Here is a 14,383-nt window from a genome sequence, read left to right on the forward strand (position 1 = left end):
ATTTAGGAATAAAACATTATATTTTTATATTCAAACTTACATTTTGAAACAAATTACATTTTTTTAAACCTGTTTGTTACCAGCAAGTTATATTCACTTTTAAATAAACCAACAATCTTTTTATTGAGATAATTCTTAGAGCATAATTAACGCATTTCTCTTAATATAAATATCAACGAAACAAATGTTTCATCAAATTAATAATTTCGCCGTTCATATTAATAAATTAATTGGCGGGATTAAAGAATATAAAATATTGCTGTGTGTAGTCTTTGCCTGTCAGCCCATGATAGGCTTTTTTTTTGCCTATTATTTATATAATTGTATAAAAAAAGCTCACATTATATTGTGAGCTTTTTATTTATAGCGATGATATTAATTCTATTGCGCTAATTTTACCCAAGTTTTAATTACAGTATCTGGGTTTAAAGATAAACTATCAATTCCTTCTTCCATTAACCATTGTGCGAAATCTTCATGATCAGAAGGTCCTTGACCACAGATACCCACATATTTTCCATTACGTTTTGCAGCTTGGATTGCCATTGATAATAATGCTTTCACTGCATCATTACGTTCATCAAACAGTGAAGAAACCACACCTGAATCACGATCAAGACCTAATGTTAATTGGGTCATGTCGTTAGAGCCGATAGAGAAACCATCAAAATGTTCTAAGAATTTATCAGCTAATAAGGCATTCGATGGAATTTCACACATCATAATGACTTTTAAGCCGTTCTCACCACGTTTTAAACCATTTGCCGCTAATTCGTCAATCACCTCTTCAGCTTGGCGGACAGTACGAACAAATGGGATCATGACTTCAACATTCTCTAACCCCATATCATTACGAACACGTTTTACCGCTTCACATTCAAGCGCGAAACAACGACGGAAATCATCAGAAACATAACGACCCGCACCACGGAATCCTAACATTGGGTTCTCTTCATCTGGCTCATAGCGATCGCCACCCACTAAGTTGGCATATTCGTTAGATTTAAAGTCAGATAAACGAACAATAACGCGTTTAGGCCAGAATGCGGCGGCTAATGTTGCAATCCCTTCTGTTAATTTACTGATATAATACTCAACTGGAGATTCATAACCTGCCATCATTTCATTGATTTCAGCTTTCAGTGCTTCAGTTTGGTCGTCATACTCTAACAATGCACGAGGATGCACACCAATCATGCGATTAATAATAAATTCCAAACGCGCAAGACCGACACCATCATTTGGTAGACCTGCAAAATCAAATGCACGATCAGGATTACCGACATTCATCATGATTTTGAGCCCTAATTCAGGCATATTATCGATTGCGGAGCTCTGAATAGAAAAATCAAGTTTGCCATCGTAAACAAATCCTGTGTCACCTTCAGCACAAGAAACGGTTACAACTTGCCCTTCTGTTATACATTCAGTGGCATCACCACAACCTACAACAGCAGGAATACCTAATTCACGAGCAATAATTGCAGCATGACATGTTCTACCACCACGGTTAGTCACAATCGCGGAGGCTTTTTTCATGATAGGTTCCCAATCTGGGTCTGTCATGTCAGTAACCAGCACATCACCCGCTTCAATTCTATCCATTTCATTTAAGTTATGAATAACTTTGACTGTGCCTGTACCAATACGATGACCAATAGCACGACCTTCAATGATGACAGAGCCATTTTCATTTAACTGATAACGTTCCATCACTTGCTGGTTAGATCGAACGGTTTCAGGGCGAGCCTGTACTATGTACAAACGACCATTATGCCCATCTTTAGCCCACTCGATATCCATTGGACGACCATAGTGTTGTTCAATCAATACAGCTTGTTTTGCCAACTCTTGAACTTCATTATCAGTCAAAGAGAAACGATTGCGCAGTGATTCTGGCGTATCTTCAATACGGACTTGTTTACCATGCTCTACACTGTTTGCGTAAACCATTTGGATCTTTTTAGAGCCAAGATTACGACGGACAATAGAAGGTAAACCTTTCGCTAAAGTTGGCTTGTGTACATAGAATTCATCTGGGTTAACTGCACCCTGTACAACCATTTCACCTAAACCATAAGCTGATGTAATAAAGACAACTTGATCAAAGCCCGATTCAGTATCGATGGTAAACATCACACCTGAAGAAGCAAGATCAGAACGCACCATACGTTGAACACCTGCAGATAATGCAACACCACGGTGATCATAACCTTGGTGAACACGATAAGAGATTGCACGGTCGTTAAACAACGAAGCAAATACGTGTTTAATCGCAACGAGAATGGCATCAATACCTTGAACGTTTAAAAACGTCTCTTGTTGACCTGCAAAAGAAGCATCAGGCATATCTTCTGCAGTCGCAGATGAACGAACGGCAAATGAAGCTTCAGATTCACCTTCACTTAATGTGAGATAAGCGTCACGAATATCTTTTTCAAACTGAGGCGTAAAAGGTGTATCAATTACCCATTGGCGAATTTGATTACCCGCTTGAGCCAGTTGATGGACATCATCAACATCAACACTATCAAGTAATTCATAAATACGCTGATTGATACCGCTCTGTTCCAGAAAATCATTAAACGCTTGCGCTGTGGTAGCAAACCCATTAGGAACAGAAACACCCAGTTCCGCTAGGTTTGTGATCATTTCACCGAGGGAAGCATTTTTCCCACCAACACGATCAACGTCATTCATACCCAATTGGTTATACCAAAGCACATTGCACGGGGTGAGGCTATTGCTGGACATTGAGAACAATCCTTTTTTAAACAATTATGAGAGAGAGAAAAAAAAGAAAAACCCGCTGTCAAAACGACAACGTAAATAAGCGTATCACAATGTGATGCTGAATATAGAAAGGTGAATCGATCAACCAGAAAACTTTATTTTTTTATCCTTTATAATCACTAAAAATGCTTTAGATAATATTGTTTGATTTGCTAATTCAGCTAAAAAAAGGTGAGCGTTATGATATTAAGCTTAAATTCTATTAATTGTGATAATAATGAACCCATTGATAGAACAGTCTTTTTTATCTCAGATGGTACAGCAATTACTGCTGAAGTATTAGGTCATGCGGTACTTTCTCAATTTCCATTAAAAATGAAAAGTTATACATTACCTTTTGTTTCTACTGTAGAAAGAGCTGAAGAAATAAAACAGAAAATAGCTGAAATTTATAAAAAGAGTGGTGCTAAGCCTCTTGTTTTTTATTCGATTATCAGTCCTGAAGTTAAACAGATAATAAATAGCAGTGAGGGTTTTTGTCAGGATATCGTGCAATCTCTCGTCATACCACTTGAAAAAGAAATGGGGATCAACGCATCGCCAAAATTAAATAAAACCCATGGATTAACTGAAAAAAATCTTAGTAAATACGATGCTCGTATTGCTGCCATCGAATACACCCTTTCCCATGATGATGGCATATCATTACGTAATCTCGACCAAGCTCAAGTGATCTTAATTGGTGTTTCTCGTTGTGGAAAAACCCCCACCAGCCTCTACTTAGCAATGCAATTCGGTATTCAAGCCGCCAACTACCCATTTACTGCTGATGATATGGATTTCTTAAAATTACCTACGGAATTAAAAGAATATCAGAATAAATTATTTGGATTAACCATTGCGCCAGAACGTCTTGCAGCTATTCGTGGCGAACGCCGTGAAAATAGCCGTTATGCTTCAATTCGCCAATGTAGAATTGAATTAGCAGAAGTGGAAGCACTTTTTAGAAAAAACAATATCCCTTATCTCAATACGACTAATTATTCGGTTGAAGAAATTTCAACCAAGGTGATTGATTCTATGGGATTAGCAAGAAGAATGTTCTAACGCATTTTCGTCATTTTTTTATTGGTTTTTCACTGAGAAGACTGTGAAATTAGCTGAATTTCGTTTATTGTGATCTTAATCACTGGGTAGATTTACCCTGTATATTTATTGAGATAAATTATGTTAAAGACAGACGAACTACGGACTAAGGCTTTAGACAGTCTGGTAACACCAGAAACCTTAGCAAAAGAGTTCCCCATTTCTGATGAGATAATCCAAAATATCACATCGGCACGTAAACGAATTGAAACGATCCTCACCGGTGAAGACAAGCGATTATTAGTGATTATAGGGCCTTGTTCTATTCATGATCCTAAAGCTGCTAAAGAGTACGCAACTAAGCTTAATCAGTTAAAAGACCAGTATCAGGACTGCTTAGAAATCGTCATGAGAACCTACTTTGAAAAGCCACGTACGGTCATTGGCTGGAAAGGTTTAATCTCTGATCCTTACCTTGATAACTCTTGCAATGTCAACGAAGGTATTCGCCTTGCAAGAAAACTATTAATTGAAATAAACGCGTTAGGTTTGCCCACTGCAACTGAATTTCTCGATATGGTCACAGGCCAATATATTGCAGATTTAATTAGTTGGGGTGCCATTGGTGCAAGAACAACAGAAAGCCAAGTTCATCGTGAAATGGCATCTGCACTCTCTTGCCCTGTAGGCTTTAAAAATGGCACTGATGGTAATACCCGTATTGCAATTGATGCTATTCGCGCTTCTCGAGTGGGTCATACGTTCTTATCGCCAGATAAAAATGGTCGTATGACGATTTATCAAACCAGTGGTAATCCTTATGGTCATATTATTCTACGTGGCGGCAAAAAACCGAATTATCACGCAAGTGACATTGCTGACGCAGTTGATGCACTAAAACAAGTAGATTTACCGGAACATCTTATTATCGATTTTAGCCATGGCAACTGTGAAAAAATTCATCGTCGCCAATTAGAAGTAGCCAGAAATGTTGCTCAACAAATTAAAGATGGATCACAAGCGATTGTAGGCGTGATGGCTGAAAGCTTTTTACAAGAAGGCTCACAAAAAGTCGTGCAAAATAAACCGCTTAATTATGGGCAATCAATCACTGATCCTTGTTTAAGCTGGAATGACACAGAACAACTTATTGAGTTATTAGCACAAGCCGTTGAGAGCAGATTTTAATAACCACGTTATGCTAAAGGGGGGTATTTCTATCCCCTTTTTATTTTGCTCCCGCTATATTTTAATAAAAATATAACCTTACCTTTATTCCACTGTTCTAATTCTCATCACATCACGCTTTATTATTCACAATATGACTTAATTTTACGTCTTTGCGTTAAAAAAAGCTTGTCTAAATATTTTTGTTAACGATAATGATTATCATAATGATAACGCTTATTACTCTTAGTATGTTATGAATAAAAAAGCTCATAATTTAAATAGTTCTTCAATCAATCAGAACTCTCATTCTTCAATAATTCAATCCATTAATAGTATTGAATTATTGGGTAAAGATGGCGTGGTTTACATTCAACACAACGGAGAGTTGTATCAACTACGTCAAACAAAAGCAGGAAAATTAATCCTGACTAAATAATCATTTTCGACAATAACTTGCAAGCCACCTATTACCTCAGCTAGGCAGCCAGCTAAATAACTCCATATACAAGGATTTTTTATGGACATTTATGGTATGTGTATGCTGAAAAAACATTTCAAATACTCTGGTATTGCAACAGCACTTTGTTTGTTGTACTCCCCTATTGCCTCTGCACAGCTTGAAAATAATGGCACGGAAACGCTCACCGTTATTGACACAACAAATACAACTCCCGATTTTCATTCAACAATTGATATCACCACAGCAAAAGCACAGACCGCTGCTACAACAGGTGAAATGCTAAAAGATGTCGCGGGAGTTACCTTATCAGGGACGGGTATTACGAATGGCGCTAATATTTTGATGCGCGGGTATGACCAAAAAGGAGTAAAAATACTCATTGATGGTATTCATCAACCATCAGAAAACACCATGAATAATTTAGGTGGATTGTTTATTGACCCTTCTCTTATTCGTCGCATTGATGTTAAACATGGTTCTTCTGCAGTATTACATGGCGAAGGCGCTATGGGAGGGGTTGTTTCTTTTAATACCCTTGATCCTCGATCAATATTGACAACTGATAGAAAATTAGGTGCAAAACTCTTTAGTTCGATTTCATCAGCAGATCGTCATTTTTCTTATGGTGGCATTGTTGCAGCTAGACATGATATTGCAGAAGGCTTATTGGCTTATACTCAACGTCAACGTGGTCCTATTCGCCTAGCTAATGGCGAAAAGATGGAAAACAATGAGCATATTAAAAACTTTTTTGCAAAAGCATATCTCTATCCAACTGAAAATCAAACAATTATTTTTTCAGCTCGCCATTATGATAATTCAGGTGAACAACGCGAAGTATTGCATCGTATGGGCGGATTTGGTAAGAGCGAAAGCAATCAAGTACAACGTGATACTCAGCAAAAAAACTATTCTATCACGCACCATTATATTTCTGACACTAACTCATGGTTAGATTTAACCACTCATCTTTACTATTCGCAGTTTAATATTGATCAAACTTTTTTAACCGATACTAAACTAACAGCATCCGAATTAAAAAAAAATATTCAAGGAAAAATAGGTAGATACGAATCACGAACACAATCAACCTATGGTATAAAACTAGAAGATCACGCTAATATTTTATGGACTGATACCCTCAAACAATCAATGACGATAGGCTCAGAAGCTTATCAGCAAAAAATGCTGTCAAATGAGCAAGCAAAAAACTTTCCTTTAGCGAAAACGAATTATATTGCAAGTTGGTTACAAAGTTCGCTCAGTACACCATTATTCCCAATTAACCTTACTGCTGGTATACGTTATCACTATTACAAAAATATACCTGGTAAAGGGATTGATCCTTTCTTTAGTAAGTTTTCAACTAAATCATTACAAGCCAAAAAACACCCATCGAGTTACCGAGGTACAACTGAAAGTATCACACTAACATTCACACCAACATATTGGTTACAGCTCTATTCCACTTATTCAACTGCATTTCGCATTCCAACTTTAAGTGAAATGTTTAATGATTCATTTCATTTTAAATTACTCTTCACTAATGCGCATTGGGTTCCTAATCCTAATTTAAAACCAGAAAAAAATCGTACTTGGGAATATGGTGGTCAACTTGCATTCTCAAACTTACTTACTAAGCAAGATAAGTTATCAATAAATGCCGTTTATTTTGACACAAAATCAAAGGATTACATCACTTATGGTCCTTGGCATAATAAATCCATGGCAGGCATGCTTAACTTACAAGCTTTCAACATTCCTGAAGCCCTTATTGAAGGCGTTGATCTTAGTTTACGTTATTCCCATCCATTAATTTCTATTGGATTAGGCTATAACCGTACTCAAACCCTTGAATTAACTACGCATGAAACCATTTCGCCTGTTCGCCCTGAAGTACTCACAACCTTTATTCAACTGCCTATCGCTAAAACGCCTTTTTCATTAGGGTGGTCAGGTAAATTTGCCAGTGCAACAGAAAATAAAGGCACACACAAAGGACGAGCACCTCACGTAAAAGGCAAAACAACAAATCGAATGCAAGAGCTGATTACTCAATATCCGGGCTATGGCATTCATGATTTTTCAATCAGTTATCAATCTAAAAACAATAAAGATATTCAAGCCGCATTGGTACTCGCAAATGCCTTTAACCGAGAATATTTCTCAGCATTAGGTGTTCCACAAGAAGGTAGAAATATCAAAATGTCCGTCAGTTATCGCTGGTAGATGAGGAGCAATGATTTATATAACAAAGGGCTGTTTTTAACAGCCCATTAAATAACGGAGATCCATCTGCATGTCTCAGTCATCCCTATTATTTAAATTTAGTTTACTGGCTGTTACTGTTTCTTCTGCTTGTGTGTCAGCACAAGAGAAAACACAAACTAGCGAGGAGAAAAAAACAGAAGTACTTACCGTTTATGCGACTGGTAATGAGCGTGATAATTTTACGTTACCCATGATGTCAACCGTTATTAAAAATAACAATGCGTTGTCAGCAACCGCAGGTAGTGCATCTGAATTACTTCGCCATGTGCCAGGAATTTCTATTTCTGGCGCAGGTCGTACTAATGGTGAAACCATCAGTATGCGTGGATACAGTAAAAATGGAATATTGACACTTGTAGATGGTGTACGTCAAGGAACTGACACTGGCCATATTGACAGTATTTTTGTTGATCCTCTTCTTATAAAACAAGTTGAAGTCGTTCGGGGTCCTTCTGCATTGTTGTATGGTAGTGGAGCACTTGGCGGTGTTATTGCTTACGATACCGTTGATGCAAGCGATCTACTTTCAAAAAACGAACAAGGCGGTGTGCGTGTCACTGGTCTTGGTAATACCGCGCAACATAGCCAAGGTTTAGGTGTTACTGCTTTTGGTAGACACGATAATCTTGATGGTCTCGTGGCATTATCAGCTCGTGATAAAGGTGATATTCGTTATGGTGGTGGTTATCGTGCACAAAATGATGAAACCATTATTAACCTACTCTCCAAAGGGCGTTGGTTTATTGATGATAGCAATACATTAAGCGGACAATTTCGTTATTATCATAACAATACAAATCAGCCCAAAAACCCTCAAGTTCCCTCAAATCCTACACTTGCTAATGTAGAAACTAATCGCACCACGACACAAAAAGATGTTCAGTTAACGTATCAATTTGATCCTTCAAATTCACAATGGATTAATTTGAAAACACAGGCTTATTACAGTGAAGTTGATATCAATGCCAAGACGGAACAAAAAGGGTTTGAAGGTCGAGAACAAAAAACTTATGGCGTAAAACTCGAAAACCGCTCACAAGTAGGTACATACAGCTTTGCATCACATGGATTGACTTATGGTGGCGAGATTTATAAACAAAAACAATCACCACGCCAAAATGCAGAAAGCTTCCCACAAGCCGATATCCAGTTTATGTCAGGTTGGTTGCAAGATGAAGTCACTTTACGTGATTTACCTGTTTCCTTTATTTTAGGAACGCGTTTTGACAAATATAAAAGCCAAAACGATCGTTATGATGATATTACCGCTGATAAATGGTCATCAAAAGGCGCAATCAGTATCACGCCAACGGATTGGTTAATGCTTTATACCTCTTACTCTCAGGCATTTAGAGCACCAACTTTAGGTGAGATGTATAACGATGCTAAGCATTTTGATGCCCCTTTCCCTGGCGCACCAACAAACTATTGGCGTCCAAATCCCAATTTAAAGCCCGAAACCAATTCAACTACTGAATATGGATTTGGTTTTCAATTCGACGACTTATTATCTAATAATGATAATCTGAAAATTAAAGCTGCCCATTTCAATACTCGCGCAAAAGATTATATTGATGCAGATGTCGCTATTTTTCAGGGATATACACAATCAACAAATATTCCAAGAGCAACTATTTGGGGATGGGATGTTTCTATGAATTACCAATCAAAATTCTTTAATTGGGATTTAGCCTACAACCATACCAAAGGGAAAGATAATGCGACTAATGCCTCAATAGTATCCATCGAGCCGGATACATTAACGAGTCGCTTAGATATACCTGTACCAAGTACCGATTTTTCTGTCGGTTGGGTTGGTCAATTTACCAAAAAAACGGACTTTACTAAACATAACCGTTTTAATCGCCCAATCAATAGCCAACAAGCAGGTTACGGCGTTAATGATTTTTACCTTCGCTATGAAGGTAATGATGCCTCATTAAAGGGGCTAACAACCTCATTTGTACTGAGTAACGCATTTGATAAAACTTATTATTCTTCTGCTGGTATTCCCCAAGAAGGCCGAAATGCAAAAGTACTTGTGAGTTATCAATGGTAATCAACAATAAAATGAACGATATAATAGGAGTTTCTGTGACTAAACCTCTTTATGAGAGCTACCTGCAAGCAAAAATTGAAAAAAAAGCATCTTATGCGCGTGATTTAGCCGCTTATTTGAATGTCAGTGAAGCGGAACTAACTCATGCGCGAGTTGGGTATGATGCAAAACGTCTACGCAATGATGTACAAGAATTATTAAAAACCTTAAGTAAAGTCGGTGAAGTCAAAGCGATTACTCGCAATGATATTGCTGTTCATGAACATCTTGGTGAATATACCAATGCACGTTTTAACGATCACGCAGGTTTAATCTTAAATCCACGTGCAATGGATTTACGCTTTTTCTTCGCTTATTGGTCTAGCATTTTTGCACTCGCTGAAGAAAACTCAAAAGGAACTCGCTATAGCATTCAGTTTTTTGATATGCATGGCGAGGCATTACATAAAGTCTATGCAACTAGCAATACCAATATGGATGAATGGAATGCACTAATCCAATCATTCTTATCGGAAGAAAATCCAACTCTAGACATTACCCCTATCGAACCTTATTCAAACACACCTGTTAGTCATGAATTGGCAGAGCAACTTGAACAACAATGGCGTTCAATGACCGATGTTCACCAATTTTTCAAACTACTAAAAGAAAATAATTTGAGTCGTCAACAAGCCTTTAAAGCTGTTGCCGATGACCTTGCTTATCAAGTTGATAACAGTGCACTGAAAACCTTATTAACCCTCGCTAAAGAAGCACAAAATGAGATCATGATTTTTGTCGGAAGTCGTGGTTGTGTACAAATCTTTACGGGACAAATTGACCGTTTAGTTCCTCATCAATTTGAGAATAGCGATCAAGTCTGGATTAATGTTTTCAACCCTGCATTTACACTTCATTTAATTGAAAGTGAAATCGCTGAAAGTTGGATCACTCGCAAACCAACTCAGGATGGTTTTGTCACCAGTCTTGAAATCTTTGATAGCAAAGGCCAACAGATTGCCCAGCTTTATGGACAACGAACTGAAGGCACTGCAGAGCAACAACAATGGCGCGAGCAAGTTAATACTCTTGCAAAAATAGCCTAATCGGAGAATGAGTTAATGAAAAAATGGCTTCTTTTGATCCTGTGTAGCGCCATGTCTTTTGTCAGTTCCGCCAATGAACGTATTGTCACTATTGGTGGTGATATCACAGAGATCGTTTTCGCGTTAGGTTCGGGTGAACAAATTATTGCAAGAGACAGCACTAGTTTAGTCCCTGAACAAGTGAAAGCACTCCCAGATGTGGGTTATATGCGAATGCTAAACCCTGAAGGTATCTTATCGGTCAAACCAACATTGATTATAACCAGTGAACTCGCTCGCCCTTCTTTAGCACTACGCCGAATAAAAGAGGCAGGAGTCACTGTTAAAACGATTACAGGTACACATTCATTAGAAGCCATTAATGAAAAAATAGACACCATTGCCACTATTTTAAATAAACAAAAAGAAGGTGATCAGTTAAAAGAAAAACTCACCCTATCTATTAGCCAAATACCCACAACCCCTATAGATAAAAAAGTCATTTATATCATGAGTCATGGTGGTGTTGTTCCTATGGCTGCAGGTCAAAATACTGCAGCAGATACCATTATTTCACTAGTTGGGGGTAAGAATGCAATGCAAGGCTTTACGAGTTATCGCCCTCTTTCTCAAGAAGGTGTCATTGCAAGCCAACCTGATATTTTGCTGGTGACTAAAGAAGGTATTAAAGGCATTGGTGGTATTGAAAAGCTTTGGAATTTACCCGGTATAAAGTACACGCCTGCAGGTAAAAATAAACATTATGTCGTTGTCGATGATATGGGATTGTTAGGTTTTACGCTTTCAACACCTGAAGTTATGCATCAAATTCGTCAAGCGTTGGAGCAATAATGTCTCGTTTTCGTTCACCGTGGATGAATATTTTAGTTTTACTCTTTTTGCTCACCACTGTTACATTAATTTCAATGAATAGCGGTGCATTAGCCCTTTCATTTCATACATTATGGAATAGCTCTTTTGATGATATGAAATGGCAAGTTTGGCTAGATATCCGTCTACCTCGCGTCTTATTAGCGATTCTTGTTGGCGGTGCTTTAGCAATATCAGGCGCGATAATGCAGGGGTTATTTAGAAACTCATTAGCTGATCCTGGTTTACTCGGTATTAGTAGCGGTGCAGCATTAATGGTTGCCATTGTAATTATTCTACCTTTCTCTTTTTCATCCATCTTTACATTCTACAGTCATATTGTTGCCGCCTTTATTGGCGGTTTAATTGTGGCTATGATTATTTTCTCATTACATCAATTGAGTGATGGCAATTTAGCACGGTTATTGCTTGCGGGTATTGCTATCAATGCACTATGTATGTCTTTTATTGGTGTATTAAGTTATATCAGTACTGACCAACAGCTACGTCAATTCTCACTATGGATGATGGGCTCATTAAGCCAGATTGACTGGAAAACTTTATCTATTGCAACCCTTGTGATCATTCCTGTCAGTACCTTAGCATGTTGGCAAAGTCATAAATTAAACCTATTACAACTTGGTGATGAAGAAGCACATTATTTAGGGCTAAATGTAAGAAGAACCAAATTTATCTTATTACTTCTTAGCGCTATCTTAATTGGCTGTGCTGTCGCACTAAGTGGTGTTATTGGATTTATTGGACTTGTAGTTCCCCACCTTATTCGTATGCGTATTGGTAGTAATCATATATGGCTATTACCTGCCACTATTTTAGGGGGGGCAACACTATTACTCGCTGCTGACACATTATCACGAACACTGGTATCTCCAGCAGAAATCCCTGTGGGGCTCATTACAGGATTAATTGGTGGCCCTTATTTCCTTTGGCTTATCTTACGACAACCCGCAGGAAGAATGTCATGATTGAAAAACAAAAAGCGTCATTACTCTATGGAAAGAATTTAACTTACCAAATTGGTAAAAAAACTATTATTGATGATGTATCTCTTTCACTTAATGCTGGGGAGTTAATTAGCATTATTGGTCCGAATGGTGCAGGAAAATCATCATTACTACGTTTATTGACAGGTTATACGGCACCAACACAAGGTGAATGCTATTTTAAACAAAAAGACTATTCACAATGGAATAGCCAACAATTAGCACAAAACCGTGCTGTTATGCGCCAAAATAGCCAACTCTCATTTTCGTTTTCTGTAGAAGAAGTGGTTGCCATGGGAAGAACCCCTCATGGACAGCAACATAAAAAAATAGCTATCGAAACGGCTCTACTACAAACGGATTGCTTAAAGTTTAAAGATAGAGACTATCGTCAATTATCAGGTGGTGAACAACAACGAGTGCAACTTGCCAGAGTATTAGCTCAATTATGGCACCCTACACCACAAGAAGCGGTGTTATTCCTCGATGAACCAACTTCAGCACTCGACCTTTACCATCAGCAACACAGCTTGCGCTTACTCAAGCAATTAGCAAGAACACAACATCTTATGGTTTGTTGCGTTCTACACGACCTTAATTTAGCCTCACTTTATGCCGATAGAATTTTATTATTGCACCAAGGAAAGTTAGTTTGTGAAGGTACTCCACTCAATGTACTGACAACAGAAAATATCCAAAAATGGTATGGCGCAGATGTGAGTGTTGATACCCATCCAGAGCATTCGTATCCACAAGTTTTTCTTCGTCCATAAGTTATCTTAGTTTTACTCAGTTACCTTCTAGCATATGTTTTCTAGATTGTGACTGAGTTAATTTATTTTTATATGCTTATTTATTACAAATAAAACACACTAAGTAACATACCTTAATTGATTAATAAATCTTATTTTTAAATTTCCCTATTTAGTCAAATAAATTGACTTTAAAATACACCTTAATCACTGATTAGCTTATGAAATACACGAAAATATATAACAGCCTAAAGAATAAATGGTATAACAGCATTATCAAAGAAAAAATAAATCAATAAATTCAACAAAGTGAAAATCATTTAAAACGATTTTTTTAATCAAAAATATCTATTAAGCTCTACCTTACTTGAGATATATAGCTTTCACCTATTAATTTGATAATGATTATCAATAACAAAAAGCACTTTTTGCCTACCTGTTATTTTCGCCATGCTTAAAATAGGTTATAAATAACATACGTTACTATTCTATTTACTTGGGCACTGTGTCCCCACCATTTTTGTGGGAGGTTTTATGGCTGAAAATGTCGTTAATGATATTCTAAAATGGTTAGAAACTCAGTTACAACGTAACGAAGGTATAAAAATCGATACTATTGCAAGTAAAAGTGGTTATTCAAAATGGCACTTACAACGCATATTTAAAGATTTTAAAGGCTGTACATTAGGTGAATATGTCCGCAAACGTCGCTTATTAGAAGCGGCTAAATCATTACAAGAAAAAGATATGTCTATTTTAGACATTGCTTTAATGTATGGTTTTAGCTCTCAAGCAACATTTACTCGTATTTTTAAAAAACATTTTAATACTACACCTGCTAAGTTTAGAGAAAATGGCACATTGCCTGATACCCATTGTTTCATGTCATGCGAAAATCACTAATTGATTTAGCA

General features: G+C 37.3%; 11 protein-coding genes. 10 read left to right on the forward strand and 1 reads right to left on the reverse strand.

The features are described 5' to 3' along the window. Positions 1-381: 381 nt before the first annotated feature. Positions 382-2,754, reverse strand: coding sequence for a phosphoenolpyruvate synthase (ppsA, locus tag GWI59_RS01805; protein WP_161723861.1), 2,373 nt, complete (start codon positions 2,752-2,754; stop codon positions 382-384). A gap of 219 nt (positions 2,755-2,973) precedes the next feature. Between ppsA and ppsR the strand changes: the two genes are divergently transcribed. The 10 genes from ppsR to GWI59_RS01855 all read left to right on the forward strand — a co-directional run bounded on the left by ppsR (position 2,974) and on the right by GWI59_RS01855 (position 14,372). After that, complete coding sequence (gene ppsR / locus GWI59_RS01810; protein ID WP_072062562.1) at positions 2,974-3,840, forward strand: posphoenolpyruvate synthetase regulatory kinase/phosphorylase PpsR; 867 nt, start codon at positions 2,974-2,976, stop codon at positions 3,838-3,840. Positions 3,841-3,960: 120 nt separating this feature from the next. After that, the gene (locus tag GWI59_RS01815; protein WP_161723863.1) at positions 3,961-5,007 is read left to right on the forward strand and encodes a 3-deoxy-7-phosphoheptulonate synthase; all 1,047 of its coding nucleotides are present in this window, start codon (positions 3,961-3,963) and stop codon (positions 5,005-5,007) included. A gap of 235 nt (positions 5,008-5,242) precedes the next feature. Further along, positions 5,243-5,425: a hemin uptake protein HemP gene (gene hemP, locus GWI59_RS01820; protein WP_072062564.1), complete on the forward strand. Its 183-nt coding sequence runs from the start codon at positions 5,243-5,245 to the stop codon at positions 5,423-5,425. A gap of 81 nt (positions 5,426-5,506) precedes the next feature. Continuing rightward, on the forward strand, positions 5,507-7,678 hold the full coding sequence (locus tag GWI59_RS01825; protein ID WP_161671575.1) for a TonB-dependent receptor domain-containing protein: 2,172 nt from the start codon (positions 5,507-5,509) through the stop codon (positions 7,676-7,678). A 70-nt stretch (positions 7,679-7,748) separates the two neighbouring features. Beyond that, positions 7,749-9,779, forward strand: coding sequence for a TonB-dependent hemoglobin/transferrin/lactoferrin family receptor (locus GWI59_RS01830; RefSeq protein WP_161723865.1), 2,031 nt, complete (start codon positions 7,749-7,751; stop codon positions 9,777-9,779). A 35-nt stretch (positions 9,780-9,814) separates the two neighbouring features. Beyond that, entirely contained in the window at positions 9,815-10,864 is a 1,050-nt protein-coding gene (locus GWI59_RS01835) for a hemin-degrading factor (RefSeq protein ID WP_170110780.1), read from the forward strand. Between the two features lie 15 nt (positions 10,865-10,879). Further along, positions 10,880-11,695: a heme/hemin ABC transporter substrate-binding protein gene (locus GWI59_RS01840; protein WP_109847618.1), complete on the forward strand. Its 816-nt coding sequence runs from the start codon at positions 10,880-10,882 to the stop codon at positions 11,693-11,695. Beyond that, positions 11,695-12,699 (forward strand): FecCD family ABC transporter permease, encoded by a 1,005-nt coding sequence (locus tag GWI59_RS01845; protein ID WP_109847619.1) that lies wholly within the window; start codon positions 11,695-11,697, stop codon positions 12,697-12,699. Before GWI59_RS01840 ends, GWI59_RS01845 begins: the two co-directional genes overlap by 1 nt. Then, the gene (locus GWI59_RS01850) at positions 12,696-13,490 is read left to right on the forward strand and encodes a heme ABC transporter ATP-binding protein (protein ID WP_161723867.1); all 795 of its coding nucleotides are present in this window, start codon (positions 12,696-12,698) and stop codon (positions 13,488-13,490) included. Before GWI59_RS01845 ends, GWI59_RS01850 begins: the two co-directional genes overlap by 4 nt. A 513-nt stretch (positions 13,491-14,003) precedes the next feature. Then, positions 14,004-14,372: a helix-turn-helix domain-containing protein gene (locus GWI59_RS01855; protein ID WP_109847620.1), complete on the forward strand. Its 369-nt coding sequence runs from the start codon at positions 14,004-14,006 to the stop codon at positions 14,370-14,372. Positions 14,373-14,383 lie beyond the last annotated feature (11 nt).

Source organism: Proteus sp. G2673, from assembly GCF_009915125.1.
Lineage (GTDB): Bacteria > Pseudomonadota > Gammaproteobacteria > Enterobacterales > Enterobacteriaceae > Proteus > Proteus penneri.

Excerpts from the sequence above, each read along its gene's own strand:
- ppsR (WP_072062562.1), top strand. The coding sequence starts at position 2,974 with ATGATATTAAGCTTAAATTCTATTAATTGTGATAATAATGAACCCATT.
- hemP (WP_072062564.1), top strand. The coding sequence starts at position 5,243 with ATGAATAAAAAAGCTCATAATTTAAATAGTTCTTCAATCAATCAGAAC.
- GWI59_RS01840 (WP_109847618.1), top strand. The coding sequence starts at position 10,880 with ATGAAAAAATGGCTTCTTTTGATCCTGTGTAGCGCCATGTCTTTTGTC.
- GWI59_RS01815 (WP_161723863.1), top strand. The coding sequence starts at position 3,961 with ATGTTAAAGACAGACGAACTACGGACTAAGGCTTTAGACAGTCTGGTA.
- GWI59_RS01850 (WP_161723867.1), top strand. The coding sequence starts at position 12,696 with ATGATTGAAAAACAAAAAGCGTCATTACTCTATGGAAAGAATTTAACT.
- ppsA (WP_161723861.1), bottom strand. The coding sequence starts at position 2,754 with ATGTCCAGCAATAGCCTCACCCCGTGCAATGTGCTTTGGTATAACCAA.
- GWI59_RS01845 (WP_109847619.1), top strand. The coding sequence starts at position 11,695 with ATGTCTCGTTTTCGTTCACCGTGGATGAATATTTTAGTTTTACTCTTT.
- GWI59_RS01855 (WP_109847620.1), top strand. The coding sequence starts at position 14,004 with ATGGCTGAAAATGTCGTTAATGATATTCTAAAATGGTTAGAAACTCAG.
- GWI59_RS01830 (WP_161723865.1), top strand. The coding sequence starts at position 7,749 with ATGTCTCAGTCATCCCTATTATTTAAATTTAGTTTACTGGCTGTTACT.
- GWI59_RS01825 (WP_161671575.1), top strand. The coding sequence starts at position 5,507 with ATGGACATTTATGGTATGTGTATGCTGAAAAAACATTTCAAATACTCT.